Below are 13,703 nucleotides of genomic sequence, written 5' to 3' on the forward strand. Positions count from 1 at the left end.
ATCCTCGCGCGCGGACAGAGCGGGCCACACGAGTCCGTGTTGCGGCCTGTAGCGTCGGCGTCGAGGGGGAAGGTACGCCCCACCCCCCACCCGGTCAAATTCACGGAAGGCGGCCTCCAGGGCCGCGTTTGTCACCGCGCCACGGACGTCACCGGCACCACCGCCGAGGCGAGCGCCACCGAAGGGAGCACTGCCGCCACGGGCTCCTTTCGGGGCTCGGGGGCATTGAGCCGCGCGCGCAGCTCCTTGCCGGCGGCGAAGCTGAGCGTGCGGCGCTCCGGCACGGACACGCTCTGCCCTGTCTTCGGGTTGCGCCCCGTCCGGGCGCGACGCGTGCGCAGGGAGAAGACGCCGAAGCCTCGCAGCTCGATGCGCTTTCCCGCCACGAGCGCCTCCGCCATGCAGTCGAAGACCGCATGGACAATGGCCTCCAACTCCCGCCGCGGGACGTGGGGTGCACGCGCCGCGATGCGCTCGATGAGCTCACTCCTCGTCATGGGACACCTCCGCCGAGGGACGGTGGACTCTACAGAAGGCGCACCCGCGAGGACAAACCGGCCCGCCCTCTCCCTCAGCGCAGGCGCAGGTCCACGGGGCCTTCGACCTCCACCTCGGAGCCATCCTTGCCCTTCAGGATGACCTCCGCGCCATCCGGCACCAGCAGGCGGACGGTGCGGCCCAGGGGCACCTCGCGGCCCTCCAGGAGCACCGCGGTGGCCAGGTCATCCGTCTCCGCCACGGCGAAGCCATCATCCACCACCGCCACCAGCTCCCCCTCCCCCAGGTCCCCCGCATGGATGAAGGGCACCTTGGGACGGAACGGCGGCGCGGGCAGCGGCGTGTGAGGCCCCTCGTGCTCGGTGTCGGAGCCCATCCTCTGCAGGCCGTTGGGCGTGAAGAAGGCGACGAAGTACTGGGTGGACGAGTACGCGTCCTCATGCGCACTCTTGGGCGTCACCTGCACGTTGGTGTAGCGGGCGGCGACAATGCGCAGCGCGCGAGGCGCCTCCTGCACGGCGCCGTCCACCCAGCGGTGGGACGGGAGGTTGGAGCCGTGCAGCTTCGCCTCGTCCGCGTCGCCGACCTCCAGCGTGTCACCCTTCTCCAGGAACCTCAGGCCACCGCCGAAGTACTCCAGCACGGCGGGGCCGGTGGCGGTGAGCAGCATGTCCCCGGTGAGCTGGGCGCCGACGGCGACGGTGCGCTGCTCCTTGCCCTGCGTGCGCAGCACCGGGGCTCCGGCCGCGAGCAACCCGGCGATGGGCTTGTCCGAGCGCTCCTTGCAGGCGGAAAGCAGGCCGGCCGTCGAGACCACGAGCAGACATCCCATGAGACGCCGCGCCATTGTCCTGCTTCCTTCCTCAAGCCGACTCGAGCTCAGACGATCCAACCACCACCCAGCACCTTGTCCTGAGCGTAGACCACCGCGGCCTGTCCTGGGGTGACGGCGCGCGCGGGGGCATCCAGCTTCACCGAAACGAGACCATGGGGGGAGATCTCCACACGCCCCGAGGCCCCCGCGTGGCGGTGCCGGATGCGGACCTCCACGGGCGTCTCCGGCGACGGCGGCGCGTCAACCCAGTGGGGCTGGAGCAGGCCGAAGCGATCACGCCCCGTCTGCTCGGCGCTGCCCACCACCACGCGGTGCGTGTCAGGCTCCAGCCGCTGGACGTAGCGCACCTCTCCGCCACCCAGGTTGAGCCCCTTGCGCTGCCCCACCGTGTAGCGGTGGATGCCCTGGTGGGTGCCGAGCACGTTCCCCTCCGTGTCGACGACCTCGCCCGAGGGCTGGGGACCGGCGACCTTCTCCACGAAGCCCGCGTAGTCTCCGTCCGGCACGAAGCAGATCTCCATGCTCTCCGGCTTGTGGCTGGTGACCAGGCCGTGGCGCTCGGCGACGGCGCGGACCTCCGCCTTCGTCATGTCCCCGACGGGGAAGACGATGTCGCGCAGCTCGTCCTGGCCGAGCGTGAAGAGGAAGTAGCTCTGGTCCTTCGCGGCGTCGACGGCGCGGCGCAGGACGTAGCGGCCGTCCGTCTCCTCCACGCGCGCGTAGTGGCCGGTCGCCAGCCGGGCCCCGAGCGCCCGGGCGCGCTTGAGGAGGAAGTTGAACTTCACGTCGCGGTTGCACGCCACGCAGGGGATGGGCGTGCGGCCGCCGAGGTAGGACTGGACGAAGGGATTGACGACGCGGTCCTGGAAGATCTCCTCCGCGTTGGCGACGTAGAACGGAATCCCCAACGTCTGGGCGACGGCGCGCGCGTCATCGATGTCGTCCGGACTGCAGCAGCTCCCACACTTCGCCTTGCCCTCGTAGGACCAGACGCGCAGGGTGATGCCGATGACTTCGTGGCCCTGCTCCTTGAGCAGGGCGGCAGCGGCCGAGGAATCCACCCCGCCGCTCATCGCAACGACGACTCGCATGGTGCCCCTTCCTACACGCCCCGGCTTCCGGGCGCACGCGGCAGGACGCGGGGAGCTCCCCAAACCCGACCCCGGAGGCGGGTTGGGCACTCGGTAGAAGCTCGGTAGGGGCTCGGTGGAGGCTCGTTGGCAGCCCGGTGGGAGGGCGGCCCACCAGTCGGGCTCAGGCCCCCGCGCGCGCGGCCTGCCAGGCCTGGAGCCGCTGCTTGAGGCCCTCGGCGGTGTTCAGGGCCGGCTCGTCGAGCACCGAGTCCATGAGGAAGCGTGTCGCCTCCCCGACGATGGGAGACGGGCCGACGGCGAGGGTGGCCATGATGTCGCCCCCCGTGAGCGCCAGGTCCTTGGGCACCAGGGGCGGCTTCGCGGCGGCCAGTGCCTCCAGCCGCGCGAACAGGCGTTCCACCTCCGCCACCCGCTCTGGAGCGCGGACCTGGACTCGGGCCCTCGCCACGGCGACGAGTTGGGGAAGCTGGGGCGGCCCCACGCGAGCCAGGAGCCGACGCAGCGCGGGGTCCGCGTCCGAGACGCGCTCCTCCAGCTTCGCGGTCTCCACCAGCAGGGCGACGAGGTCCGCGACCTTGTTGGGGAACTTGAGCCGCAGGCCAATTTCCCGGGCCTGGGTGCGGTCGACGAGGTCCGCGAGCAGCGCGGCCATGCGCAGCTCGATTTCCGCTGGCGCGGCCTGCACGGCGGCACGAGCGAGCCGGGCGGCGTCCGGGGTGGCCTGGGCCACTTCGGGGAGGAACACGTCCATCAGCCCGGTGTCCTTGAGCAGCACGAGCCCGCCCTCCGCGCGCGGAGAGAGCAGCAGCTTGGTCAGCTCCTCGCGCACGCGCTCCAGGGCGACCTTGCGGAACACTCCGAGCGTGGCGGGGATGGCGTCTCGGGTGTCGGGGTCCAGGGTGAAGCCGAGCACGGCGGCGAAGCGGACCGCGCGCATGGGGCGCAGGCCGTCCTCGGAGAAGCGCTCCAGCGCCGAGCCCACGCACTTGATGAGCTGGGCCTGGAGGTCCGTCTGGCCGCCGAAGGGGTCCGCGAGGTCGCGGTCCAACGGGTTGTAGGCCATCGCGTTGATGGTGAAGTCGCGGCGGGACAGGTCCTTGACGATGTCGCGCTCGAATGCGACGGAGCTGGGCCGGCGGCCGTCGAGGTAGTCCCCTTCCGAGCGGAATGTCGTCACCTCGACGTGGGTGCCGCCCTGCACGACGGTGACGGTGCCGTGCTGGATGCCCGTGGGGATGACCTTGCGGAAGGCGCGCTGGACCTCCTCGGGGAGCGCGCTGGTGGCGACGTCGAAGTCCTTCGGGGGGACCTTGCGCACCATGTCCCGGACGCAGCCGCCCACCAGGTACACGGCGTGGCCCAGCTCGCGCAGCCGGGCAATGACGTCGAGCACGGGCTGGGGAATGTCGGCGTTGTGGAGGTTGGCGAGCATGTGTCCCTGGGCTGCGAGCGACGTGCCCGCATTCCCAGGTTGTACTTGCGTGCCCGCCCTTGGATCCAGGGCCACGATGAGAGACCCTGTCCTCGTTCCGTCACATCGACTCTTCGTCGCAGGGCGGCTCGGGGTTGTCCACCTGCGCGGAGGGCGAGGCGCACGCGATAATCAGGCACTCGGCCTTCGTCCCGCAGCTGCCGTCACAGCAGCGCTGCTGCCCGGTGGGACACGAAGAGCCGCCGTCGGCACAAGAGCCACAGTTCATGATCTCCCCACAGCCGTTGGAGACGCAGCCACAGAGGCCGATACAGGTGGACGGGTTGGGCTGACAGGTGGACTCGCACATGAACTGGGAGTTGCAGATGTAACCCGTGGAACAGGTGCCGCAGTCGAGCGTCCCGCCACAGGTATCCGAGGGAGTTCCGCACTGCCCTCCAATCGCGGGGCACGTCGTCCGCGGAACGCACCCCGTCGAGTACAGCTCGCTGGGCTGACGGGTCCAGGTTGTTCCACTCACGTCCCGGGTCCATCCGCCGTTGATGAGCACCTGATCGGGCGCGGAGCCGATGAGCGACACCTTGAAGTCCCGGCGCGCCCGCACGAGCGCCGGCATCGTCGTCCACCCGTTGGTGCCGATGTCGAACCGCGCCGCGGACGTCACCGGAACGCCGGTGGTGGGATTCAGACCGCCCACCACGAGCACGGTGCCATTGCTCAGCTCGACGGCGGCGTGGCCCGTGCGCACGAAGGGAACACTCCCCGAGGCGGACCAGGTGTTCGTCACCGGGTCGAAGAGGGAGGCCACCTGTCCCGGCACGTCATTGACCCAGCGCGGGCCCACCACCAGGACCAGCCCCGGGACGGTCTTCGTCAGCACGGTCGCGGAGTGGCCGGAGGCCAGCACGTTGTTGCTGTTCCCCACAGATGACCAGGTGTGGGTCGTGGGGTTGTACCGCTCGTGCTGGATGCGATTGCCGAGCACGAGCACGTCCCCCTGCTTGAGCAACGTGGCCGTGTGACCCGAATAGGTGTGGGTGGGCGCGGCCGTCAGGGCCCACGTTCCGGTGGCCGGGTCGAAGAGCTCCGCGGACGCGAGCCCCTGGGTGGAGTCAGGGTTGTCGCCGCCCACCACCAGCACCTTGCCGTCGGGCAGGAGCGTCTGGGTGTGGCGAGCCCGGGCGATCTGGAGCGAGCCCGTGGCGGACCAGAGGCCCGTGGTCGGGTCGTAGAGTTCGGCGCTCCTGCCAATGCCGCCAGGGGTGACGCCACCGGAGACCAGGACGCGGCCGTCCGACAGGCGCGTGGCGGCATGCTCGTGGCGAGCGGTCAACAGGCTTCCCGTGGTGCTCCAAAGCGTGGAGGCGCCTGGGGTGTACAGCTCACAGGTCCGGAAATCGCTGGGAGCCCCCTGGGCGGTACCGCCGGCGAGGAGGACCCGCCCGTCCGTGAGGACCGTCTGCGTGAAGCCCGTCCGGAGAAAGGCGGGCGAGGTCGTCAGGACCCGCGCCTCCTGGGACGCCAGCGCGGGGTCCTCGGACTTGGGTGAGCTGCACGCCACTCCCATGAACAGCCCCAGGAGCGCGGCGGCCCCTCTCATCCCACCCAGCTGGCTCAAGACGCCTCCGGAATACGGTCCGAGCTGTATACGAACCCAGCACGCCACTCGGGTCGTCGAGGGCCTTCCGGGTGTCGCCGCACCCCACCCCAGGTCGCCAGGGCCGTGACGGCTCAGCCGGCGCGTCTGTCCGACACGCGGGTCGCCGACAGCACGCCGGACAAGGCCAGCACGAGCACTCCTGCGATGGGCACCACGAGCAGGCCCACCCGCAGGCCCACCGCGTCGGCGACGAGGCCGACGATGGGAGGCGACAGGAGGAAGCCCAGGCGCATCAACCAGCTCACGAGCGTCAGGCCCGTACCCGGCCGCAACCCAGGCAGCTCGTCGGCGCCGTGCATGGCGGCGGGCACCAGCGTCGAGACTCCGAAGCCCGCGAGCGCGAACCCGGAGATGGTGGCGGGCACCGAGGGGAACAGCAGCGCTGTGCCCATGCCGAGCGCCGTGAGGGCCCCTCCCGCCCGAGCCACGGCGCGCTGCCCGAACCTGTCGACGAGCCTGTCGCCGAGCATGCGTCCGACGAACTGCGCGCCCACGAGCGCCACGTATCCGAGCGAAGCCACGGTGACACCCGCGCCCAGCGTCCCGGAGAGATAGACAGCCGCCCAGGTCATCCCGGCGTCTTCGACGAGCGCCCCGCCCAGGGCAATCATGACCAGCGCGGTGACGGTCAATCCCAGACGGAGTCGACCCGAGGTTCCACGCCGCGCCTGGCCGCCCTCTTCTTGAGTCGCGGACGCGGGTGGCTCGGTGGAGGCGGTGGGCTCGGGGCCGGGGAGCAGGAAGCGCAAGGCGGTCAGCGACACGGCGGAGAAGAGGAGCGCGGAGAAGCCCAGATGCAGGCCGCGCGGCACGTTGAGGCCCGCGGCGAGCCCGCCCATGAGTCCCCCGAGCACGGCGCCGATGCTCCAGATGGCGTGAAAGGAATTGAGGATGGAGCGACCGTAGAGCCGCTGCACCCGCAGGCCATGGGAGTTCTGCGCCACGTCGGTGATGGCATCCATGCTGCCCGCGAGGAAGAGCGTCCCGGCGAGCACCGCCCACGACGGTGCGATGCTGGCAAATAGCATTCCCAGTCCCGTGAGCACGGTCCCAGCCACGGCGACCCGAGACGAGCGGAAGCGGCGGATGAGCGCTCCCGCGGCCAGTCCCGCCATCAGAGCGCCGAACGGGAAGGACGCGACGGCGAGGCCGTACTGGGCATTGCTGAGCCCGAGGTCGGATTTGATCTGCGGATAGCGCGGCAACAGGTTGGCCAGGATGGCGCCGTTGGTGAGGAACAGCACCGCCACGGCGGCGCGGGCGGCTCGGTGCTCGCGGGGCACCGGGGGCCGGAGGGGGGAGGTCATGGTGAGGCGGCTCTAGGATGAGAGGAATCGGAGCACGGCGTCGCGAGTGACGTCGCGGCCATGCGGTGTGGCATCGAGGCTGACGTGGATGAACAGCCCTTCAATCAAGGCATCGAGCTTGTGGGCGGTCTTCGCGTCGACATGTTGTTCGAGCACGTCGCGGCTGCGGCGCATCCAGTCGTGGGTGATCTGCCGGAAGGCGGGCTTCCGGGCGGCGAGGGTGTAGAGCTCCAGCGTCAGCACCAGGTCATCGGGCCCCTCCACGAGGTCCGAGTGCACCAGGTCGACGATGGCCGAGGCGAGCTGGCTCGGATTGGACACCGCCGAGAGTCGCGCGGCGAAGCGCTCGCTGATGCGCTCGGCGAAGCGCGTGAAGGACTCGTGCAGGAGCTCCTCCATGCTGGTGAAGTGGTAGGTCATCGACCCCAGCGGCACCCCGGCGCGGTCGGCGACCCGGCGATGTGACGTTCCCGCCACCCCACCCTCCGCGATGACGGCGAGCGCGGCATCGATGATGCGGTCGCGTCGGTCTGGGTCATGGCGGCGAGCAGTCATGGAGGATGTGTACGTTCGTACATATCGACAAAGTCCGGAACGACTTTGTTCCCGAGAGCCAACGCCGCCTCTAGGACGAAGCCGTCGAGCAGGCAACCCGCAGCCCGCGCGACCGGCCCGCCCCGGGTCGTAGCCCAGGGTCAGACGCACTCCAGACGCGACGCCATTCATTACCACCCACGAATTTCCTTACCCCGCCAACCAACGTCAGGATTTGCCTCCCCTCGCGGTTCCAAGGCACGTCCATGACACCCAGGCTGTGTGCGGTTCTCCTCGCCCTGCTGGCCCTACCGCTTCACGCATCAGCGGAAACCTTCGACAGGACGTTCATCTACGAGGCAGAGACGGACCTGCCGCATGCCATGGGTTATGCCGAAGGCGCCGGCTGGGCCGTGAACACGGCAGGGTACACGCGTGGCACGCTCGTCTATGGGCCCTATGCCACGAACTGGGGCTCTGGCGCGGGCAAGGCTGTCTTTCGAGTCATGATTGACAACAACAACGCCAACAACGTCCCCGTCGCGCTCCTGGACGTGTACTGCTACGACAGTGATCGCCTCATCGCCACGAAAGAGGTGCGACGAGAAGACTTCACCCGGAACTTCGAATACCAGGACTTCGACCTGTGGTTCGACCTGCGCCTCTGCTCCGGCCAACGAATGGAGGTCCGCCTGCGCTGGCTTGCTCAGGCCTACATGAACATCGACAAAGTCACGGTTCACCTCGATGACTTCTCCGTGGGCGAGCCGCAGGTGAGGGACTTCACCGAGAGCTCTCCCGCGCACGTGCAGGCCCTGGTTCGAAGGGCCATCGAAGGGCTGGGGTTTGGAACCTATGACCCGGCCAACGCTCCGCTCCGGCGAGACGGACCGAACGCCGGGGACCTCGTCTTCGTCGGCAAGCACTACATGGCGTGGATTGATCAAACCGGCTTCTACGGAAAGATGAACGCGCTGTGGCTCCTCAATGGCGCCTCGGGAGATGCGCTGGCCTTCCTCCATGAGCAGCCCACCACCCGTCGTCCCGTGAGCTTCCTCGGCGTGGCCGAGGACGGAAATGGAGCGTGGATGCCGGGCTATAGCGGCGCGGAACATTATGAGCTGCCCCATGAGGTTCCGGAGCCCGGCGAGGACCCCAATGGGAACGGGCAATGCGACACCAACGAGGCCTGCACGGGCAGCGCCTGCGTCCGCACCATCTGCAACTGGTACAGCATCAACGAAGCGGCGCCCATCACCGACTCCGACGTGCCGCACTGGACGGCGTGTGGGCAGAACCGCATGGCCTGGGCCCGGCGGGTCCGCCCTACCCTCCAGGAAGAAAGTTCGACCTCGCTCCGCCTGGTCTACGAGGCCCCCATCACCAAGGAGTCCGATGCGGGGAAGGACGGCGCGAAGGAAGGAGATCGCTGCCACCAGGACTTCCTCTTCAGCAACGGCTCCCGGCGTCCCGTGTTCCTGCGGCTCGGCTATGTCCTGCATGGGGACAAGGCGTTCTTTGATCGGACGTACCAGTTCGACAATCCGGTTGGGAACCCGGCTTTCGGGCAGGAAGTCTGGTCCGTGATTGGAGGACTGGTCCTGTCGAAGCTGCCAGCGACGCAGCCGACCAAGGCGAACCTCTTCCATACAGTGCGGCCGGAGCTGCGCGCCGTGTCGGGGCCAGTGCCGCCCTATACGTTCCCCGCGGGCCAGTGGACCGTGCGCGGCCCGGCCACTTCGTCCACCGAGGACGAGGTCTGGGGCTGGATGGCGACCCCCATCTCCTGGAGCGCGCGGGGACGTGCTTCGCGGGGAGACTCGTTGAAGATGGAGTCCCTGGGCCCTGTCGACAATGACGACACGGGCTTCTGCCTGTGCAACGTCCATGGAGGGATGGAGGTCGGTGGTGGCGTGCTCCATCGCGGCATCTCACTGCCCATCGCGAGCGGAACCCGGTCCATCGAAACCACGCGACGCATCTCGTTTCCGGCGGAGTACACCCTCCCATTCGTCTACGAGGCGGAGGGCAGCTCACTCTTCAAGCTCGTGGGGCGTGCCGACGGTGACGGATGGTCCGCCAACACGGCGGCGGACTCGCAGGGCCGGCTCATCTACGGGCCCTATGCCACCCACTGGGGGGATGGCGCCAAGAACGCCGTCTTCAGGCTGATGGTCGACTCCATCACCACCGGCGGCAATGTGGTGACGGTGGATGTCTATGACGCGACGGCGGACCAGGTCATCGCGACGCGAGCCATCCCCCGCTCGTCATTCACCCAGCCCTACATGTATCAGGACTTCAGCCTGGGCTTCTCGCTGGACAACCGGCTGGGTCACGCCATCGAGACGCGCGTGTACTGGCATGACATCTCCTATGTGAAGGTCGACAAGATCTCCGTGTTCGACCAGTAGGCCGGCGGACGCCTCGTGACTCGACGCGGGGCGTCCCGACCGCTCCCTGGCCCATGAGGTGGGCGAGGGGGCGGTCTCTCGGACTCGCCTCTGTGCCCCTCGGACGGAGCCGCATTATCCTCCAGGCGTCAGAGCGGCATCAGACGGACGCACTTCATCAGGGCTTCGCTCTCGTTGCGCGCGTCATGGCACCTGCTATAAACCGGCCCAGCGCGAAGGGAGCCGCCGATGGTGGTAGCCCTTCACCTGAAAAGACGAGTGGTTCCGCAGACTTGGTCGCTTGACCTCGTAGCTCAGTTGGATAGAGCGGCGGTTTCCTAAACCGCAGGCCACAGGTTCGATTCCTGTCGGGGTCATTGCAGAACCCCCTGAAGTTACAGGGGAATTTGTTGGGCAGGGGGCGGTAGGCGACGTTGGCGTGGCGTCCACATGGCGTAAACGTGGAGCGGCGCCGCATCACCCCCCCGACCGCCGCCATCGTGCTGCTGCGCACTGCGGCTCCTCACGCACTGGGCCGGGAAGAAGACCCAGCCAAGCAGCGCACCACCTCGCGCGGGGGGCTTCCAACTGTCGGGGTCCTGAAACAGGAAGGCAGGATTCACGGCCGGAGGCGACGGGCGAGCTTCGCTCCTCGATTGCGAGCGCGCCGTACCTTCTTCGGGCGCCACGCCAGCCACTCGCTGGATTTCATGTAGACATCGGCCAGGGGACAAGCTGAGGGCCCTATGTGACGGAAGTCGGGAGTCGTGGACATCGGCTCCCCGTCCAAGAGCACCACGCCGCATCGCCTGCAGATGGCTTTTCGCGGGGGCTGTTCCTCGGCCATCATCCGTCCTCGCTCCCACCTACGCACTCGGCTGGGTTGCTCGCCCTCTCCCGCGCGAACACGAGTCGCGCGGTGACGCGGGGCCGAGCGTACCGGATAAGCCCCCCCGCGGCGAGGGTGACACGAAGCGCTTCCTCTCGGGTGCCGTGGACCATTCAGCTCGGCCGCGATGTCTCCACATCACTCACCCACGGATGCCGCCCGCTCGACCCCGGGTTCACAGGGCTCCCAAAACAACACAAGACTATATGGAGTGACCCGCCCCCAGCGCGTCAAGGGTTGGCCACAGCTACAGAAATCCTCACCGACCCGGTCGACGTATGTCTGACTGTAATAATAGTCAATCACATAGGTCACCGTGCAGAGCGGAACCACCTCCGGGAGCTCGACTCGAGCCTCGTCTGACCGGGTGCCGTCCACAACGCCTTCCCCTGTCCCCAACAGAACCCCCATCGACGTCACGAGCACAGCGGACAGCGTGGCCATGGTCCCTCCAGGGTAACGGCCACCAGCATGCCCCACCCCAACGCTTCGGACCATGAGGACGAACGAAGGCCGACCCCACCGGGCGCCGGCCTCCCATGGCATACCTATGCGCTGCGACGACGCTCTGGCCCCTACAACGCCTTCTGCAGCACCTGCTCCAGCTCCTGACGCGTCTGCCAGGTCACCGGACGGAGCCCGGAGACCAGCTCCAGCGTCCCATTGGAGACGGTGACGGAGGCCTGCGCATCCGTGCGCAACTGGATGCGCTTCACCTTCTCGCGCAGCGCGGTGCGACCAATCTCATCCTTGGCCAGGGACGCCACCACCTCGCGCACGCGCTCAGCCAGGAAGCCCAGCGCTCGCAGCTCCTCCGCGCTCGCGGGATTGACCCCGGGCGCCAGCGACACCTCCAGCGGGCCCTCCAGCACCGCGCGCAAGCGAGCCTCCATCGCGATGAGCTGGCGGCGCAGCTCCAGCAGCGACGGGACGGGCACGGAATCCCGCCTCAGCTCTCCAAACCACACCACATCGTGGATGGTGACGGACTCGATGGTGCCCGCGGGGATGATGGACACATCCTCCTGCGAGTAGCCGCCCTCCCGGGGAGTCTGAAGGAGGATGGCGCGCCCCTCGCGACGGTCCTCCAGCATCTCCCGGACGATGCCGGTGATGACCCGGCCACTGCGCAGCGACAGCGTCGCGCGGGGCAGGAACAGCGGAACCCCCGCCCGCTCTCGGGTGGTGATGCGCAACAAGGCGTAGAGCACGGCGTCCACGCCCTGGGCATCCGCCTCCAGGAAGGAACGGAGGGAGTCCCCCGTGTACGGATTCGGCAGCTCCGGGGCGGCCTCGAGCGTCTTGCGGATGGCCTCCTTCCGGTCATCCACCTGGTCCACGTTGGTGACGGGCTCATGGTCCAACGTGAGCACCCCGTCCTGGAAACTCGCGATGCTCGACGCGGACGAGTTGCTCGACGAGTTGCGGATGACGACGCGCTTGAGCGCGCCTCGCAGGAACTCACGACCCAAATCATCCTGTCCCAGGGCCTCCAGCGCGCCAATGAGCGGGGTGAAATAGACCTGGGGCCACGCCTCCGCGTACAGCTCCGCATACCCCTCCGCCGTGAGGCTGGCCCAGTCGACCTCCACGGGCACCTCGAAGCGCGCCGCGGCCTCCAGGTCCTTCTTCAGCTTCGGATAGAGCGTTTCCTCGAACTGCTTCGCGGCCTTGCGTTCGGCGAGTCCCATTCAATTCTCCGGAAGGAGGGTGTGGGCGAAGAGCTTCGCCCAGGCCCCCTGCAGACGCCCAGGGCCGACTGCTCGTTCCATCGCCCTGGTCCAGCACGACCCAGGCCATGGCCGTGTCAGCCCATCCTGGGTCGCCCCGGCATCACTGTGCCGGGTTTTCGGGCGCGGCTAGGCTTTCCCCCTCACCCGCGAACCAATCCCAGGAGCTCTCCATGTCGAAGTCATGGAACGTCGTCACGTGCAGTCTGGCCGCGCTGTGGATGGCCTGTTCAGGCGGCCTCGAAGAACCCACCCCGCCGGTCCTCTCCGGTGAGATGCGATTGTCTGTCAGCGGCCTGGCCGCCCAGCAGCTCGACAGCCTGGTCCTCACCGTACAGCCAGCCAATTTCTCTCAAGCCCTGTCGTACTCGTCGACGACCGATACCTTCGTCGGCTCGTTCATGTTGCCCATTGGAACGCAGACCCTGACGGCGCAAGGCTATGCCGACGATGGCGCGGGCAACCCCGTGCTCGTCGCGAGCGGCACCACCTCCGTGGACGTCGTCGCAGGCACGACGGTGACGGTCTTCATGAACGTCCAGGACGTCACGCCGCCAGTACCCCAGCCCGACATCGCGCCCTTCATCTACGGGGCGAGCATCAGCGGGTCGCCTCGCGTCAATGAGTTCATCGGCTTGAGCGTGACGGCCATTGACCTCGACGGAGACCCGCTGACCTACCAATGGACGAGCAACTGCCCGACGAGCGTGTTCACCCACCCGACCGCGTCCTACACCCAGTGGGGAAGCCGTGATGCGGGCCCCTGTCGCATCCAGGTGGACGTGACGGCGCGCGGAGTGACCGTGACCAAGGGCATCGACGTGCACGTCGCTGGATCCACGACGCCGCAGACCGGCGAGGTCGACGTGGAGGTCGAGTACATCGCCCGGCCCCTCATCACCGCCATCCACATCCAGGGCCCCGGCCTGAGCGCCCGCCAGTTCCAACGCCAGGACGCGGTGACGCGGCTCCCCTTCGTGGGCCCGAACCGGACCTTCCAGGTGGAGTTCTTCGTGGACTACGGCAACGGCCACGGCTCGCGCACCGCGAGCCTGGAGTCGACGTGCGGCACCGTGGTGCGCGGCACCGACACCTGCGCCACCACCCCCGCCCCCGCGACGTGCTCCGTGCAGTACGCGTGGACCACTCCCGCCCTGCCCAGCCCCACCTGTGTGGTGAAGGCCCGCGCGGCGAATGGGGCCCTGACGGACTCCTTCGCCGTTGGCACCATGGTGGACTGGGTCCCCTGACCGGCGCCCCCCCAAAAACCACATTCCTGGGATGGACCCGCCCGGGTCCACCCCAGGCACCGTGAAGACAGGCGCCCCCAC

10 protein-coding genes and 1 tRNA gene are annotated in these 13,703 nt (G+C 68.4%); 3 read left to right on the top strand and 8 right to left on the bottom strand.

The window, feature by feature from the left end; all coding sequences use genetic code 11:
* Positions 1–131 precede the first annotated feature (131 nt).
* The 7 genes from LZ199_RS27170 to LZ199_RS27200 all read right to left on the bottom strand — a co-directional run bounded on the left by LZ199_RS27170 (position 132) and on the right by LZ199_RS27200 (position 7,381).
* Complete coding sequence (locus LZ199_RS27170; protein ID WP_253996667.1) at positions 132–497, bottom strand: integration host factor subunit beta; 366 nt, start codon at positions 495–497, stop codon at positions 132–134.
* Between the two features lie 74 nt (positions 498–571).
* Entirely contained in the window at positions 572–1,345 is a 774-nt protein-coding gene (locus LZ199_RS27175) for a hypothetical protein (RefSeq protein WP_253996668.1), read from the bottom strand.
* A gap of 32 nt (positions 1,346–1,377) precedes the next feature.
* On the bottom strand, positions 1,378–2,424 hold the full coding sequence (mnmA, locus tag LZ199_RS27180; RefSeq protein ID WP_253996669.1) for a tRNA 2-thiouridine(34) synthase MnmA: 1,047 nt from the start codon (positions 2,422–2,424) through the stop codon (positions 1,378–1,380).
* A gap of 163 nt (positions 2,425–2,587) precedes the next feature.
* Entirely contained in the window at positions 2,588–3,859 is a 1,272-nt protein-coding gene (locus LZ199_RS27185; protein ID WP_253996670.1) for a CCA tRNA nucleotidyltransferase, read from the bottom strand.
* A 100-nt stretch (positions 3,860–3,959) separates the two neighbouring features.
* Positions 3,960–5,477 (bottom strand): Kelch repeat-containing protein, encoded by a 1,518-nt coding sequence (locus LZ199_RS27190; RefSeq protein WP_253996671.1) that lies wholly within the window; start codon positions 5,475–5,477, stop codon positions 3,960–3,962.
* Positions 5,478–5,590: 113 nt separating this feature from the next.
* Positions 5,591–6,826 (bottom strand): MFS transporter, encoded by a 1,236-nt coding sequence (locus LZ199_RS27195; RefSeq protein WP_253996672.1) that lies wholly within the window; start codon positions 6,824–6,826, stop codon positions 5,591–5,593.
* Between the two features lie 12 nt (positions 6,827–6,838).
* Positions 6,839–7,381, bottom strand: coding sequence for a TetR/AcrR family transcriptional regulator (locus tag LZ199_RS27200; RefSeq protein ID WP_253996673.1), 543 nt, complete (start codon positions 7,379–7,381; stop codon positions 6,839–6,841).
* A 245-nt stretch (positions 7,382–7,626) separates the two neighbouring features.
* Between LZ199_RS27200 and LZ199_RS27205 the strand changes: the two genes are divergently transcribed.
* Positions 7,627–9,774: a hypothetical protein gene (locus LZ199_RS27205; RefSeq protein ID WP_253996674.1), complete on the top strand. Its 2,148-nt coding sequence runs from the start codon at positions 7,627–7,629 to the stop codon at positions 9,772–9,774.
* A 282-nt stretch (positions 9,775–10,056) separates the two neighbouring features.
* Positions 10,057–10,130 (top strand) — tRNA-Arg (locus tag LZ199_RS27210).
* 1,087 nt (positions 10,131–11,217) lie between these two features.
* Here LZ199_RS27210 and LZ199_RS27215 read toward each other — a convergent pair.
* On the bottom strand, positions 11,218–12,333 hold the full coding sequence (locus LZ199_RS27215; protein ID WP_253996675.1) for a hypothetical protein: 1,116 nt from the start codon (positions 12,331–12,333) through the stop codon (positions 11,218–11,220).
* A 212-nt stretch (positions 12,334–12,545) separates the two neighbouring features.
* Between LZ199_RS27215 and LZ199_RS27220 the strand changes: the two genes are divergently transcribed.
* A complete protein-coding gene (locus LZ199_RS27220) occupies positions 12,546–13,622 on the top strand; it encodes a hypothetical protein (protein WP_253996676.1) in 1,077 nt (358 codons plus the stop codon).
* Positions 13,623–13,703: the final 81 nt, after the last annotated feature.

The sequence above is a fragment of the Myxococcus qinghaiensis genome (assembly GCF_024198215.1).
Lineage (GTDB): Bacteria > Myxococcota > Myxococcia > Myxococcales > Myxococcaceae > Myxococcus > Myxococcus qinghaiensis.

Coding starts and splice junctions, on each gene's coding strand:
- LZ199_RS27170 (WP_253996667.1), bottom strand. CDS start 497: ATGACGAGGAGTGAGCTCATCGAGCGCATCGCGGCGCGTGCACCCCAC.
- LZ199_RS27175 (WP_253996668.1), bottom strand. CDS start 1,345: ATGGCGCGGCGTCTCATGGGATGTCTGCTCGTGGTCTCGACGGCCGGC.
- mnmA (WP_253996669.1), bottom strand. CDS start 2,424: ATGCGAGTCGTCGTTGCGATGAGCGGCGGGGTGGATTCCTCGGCCGCT.
- LZ199_RS27185 (WP_253996670.1), bottom strand. CDS start 3,859: ATGCTCGCCAACCTCCACAACGCCGACATTCCCCAGCCCGTGCTCGAC.
- LZ199_RS27195 (WP_253996672.1), bottom strand. CDS start 6,826: ATGACCTCCCCCCTCCGGCCCCCGGTGCCCCGCGAGCACCGAGCCGCC.
- LZ199_RS27200 (WP_253996673.1), bottom strand. CDS start 7,381: ATGACTGCTCGCCGCCATGACCCAGACCGACGCGACCGCATCATCGAT.
- LZ199_RS27205 (WP_253996674.1), top strand. CDS start 7,627: ATGACACCCAGGCTGTGTGCGGTTCTCCTCGCCCTGCTGGCCCTACCG.
- LZ199_RS27215 (WP_253996675.1), bottom strand. CDS start 12,333: ATGGGACTCGCCGAACGCAAGGCCGCGAAGCAGTTCGAGGAAACGCTC.
- LZ199_RS27220 (WP_253996676.1), top strand. CDS start 12,546: ATGTCGAAGTCATGGAACGTCGTCACGTGCAGTCTGGCCGCGCTGTGG.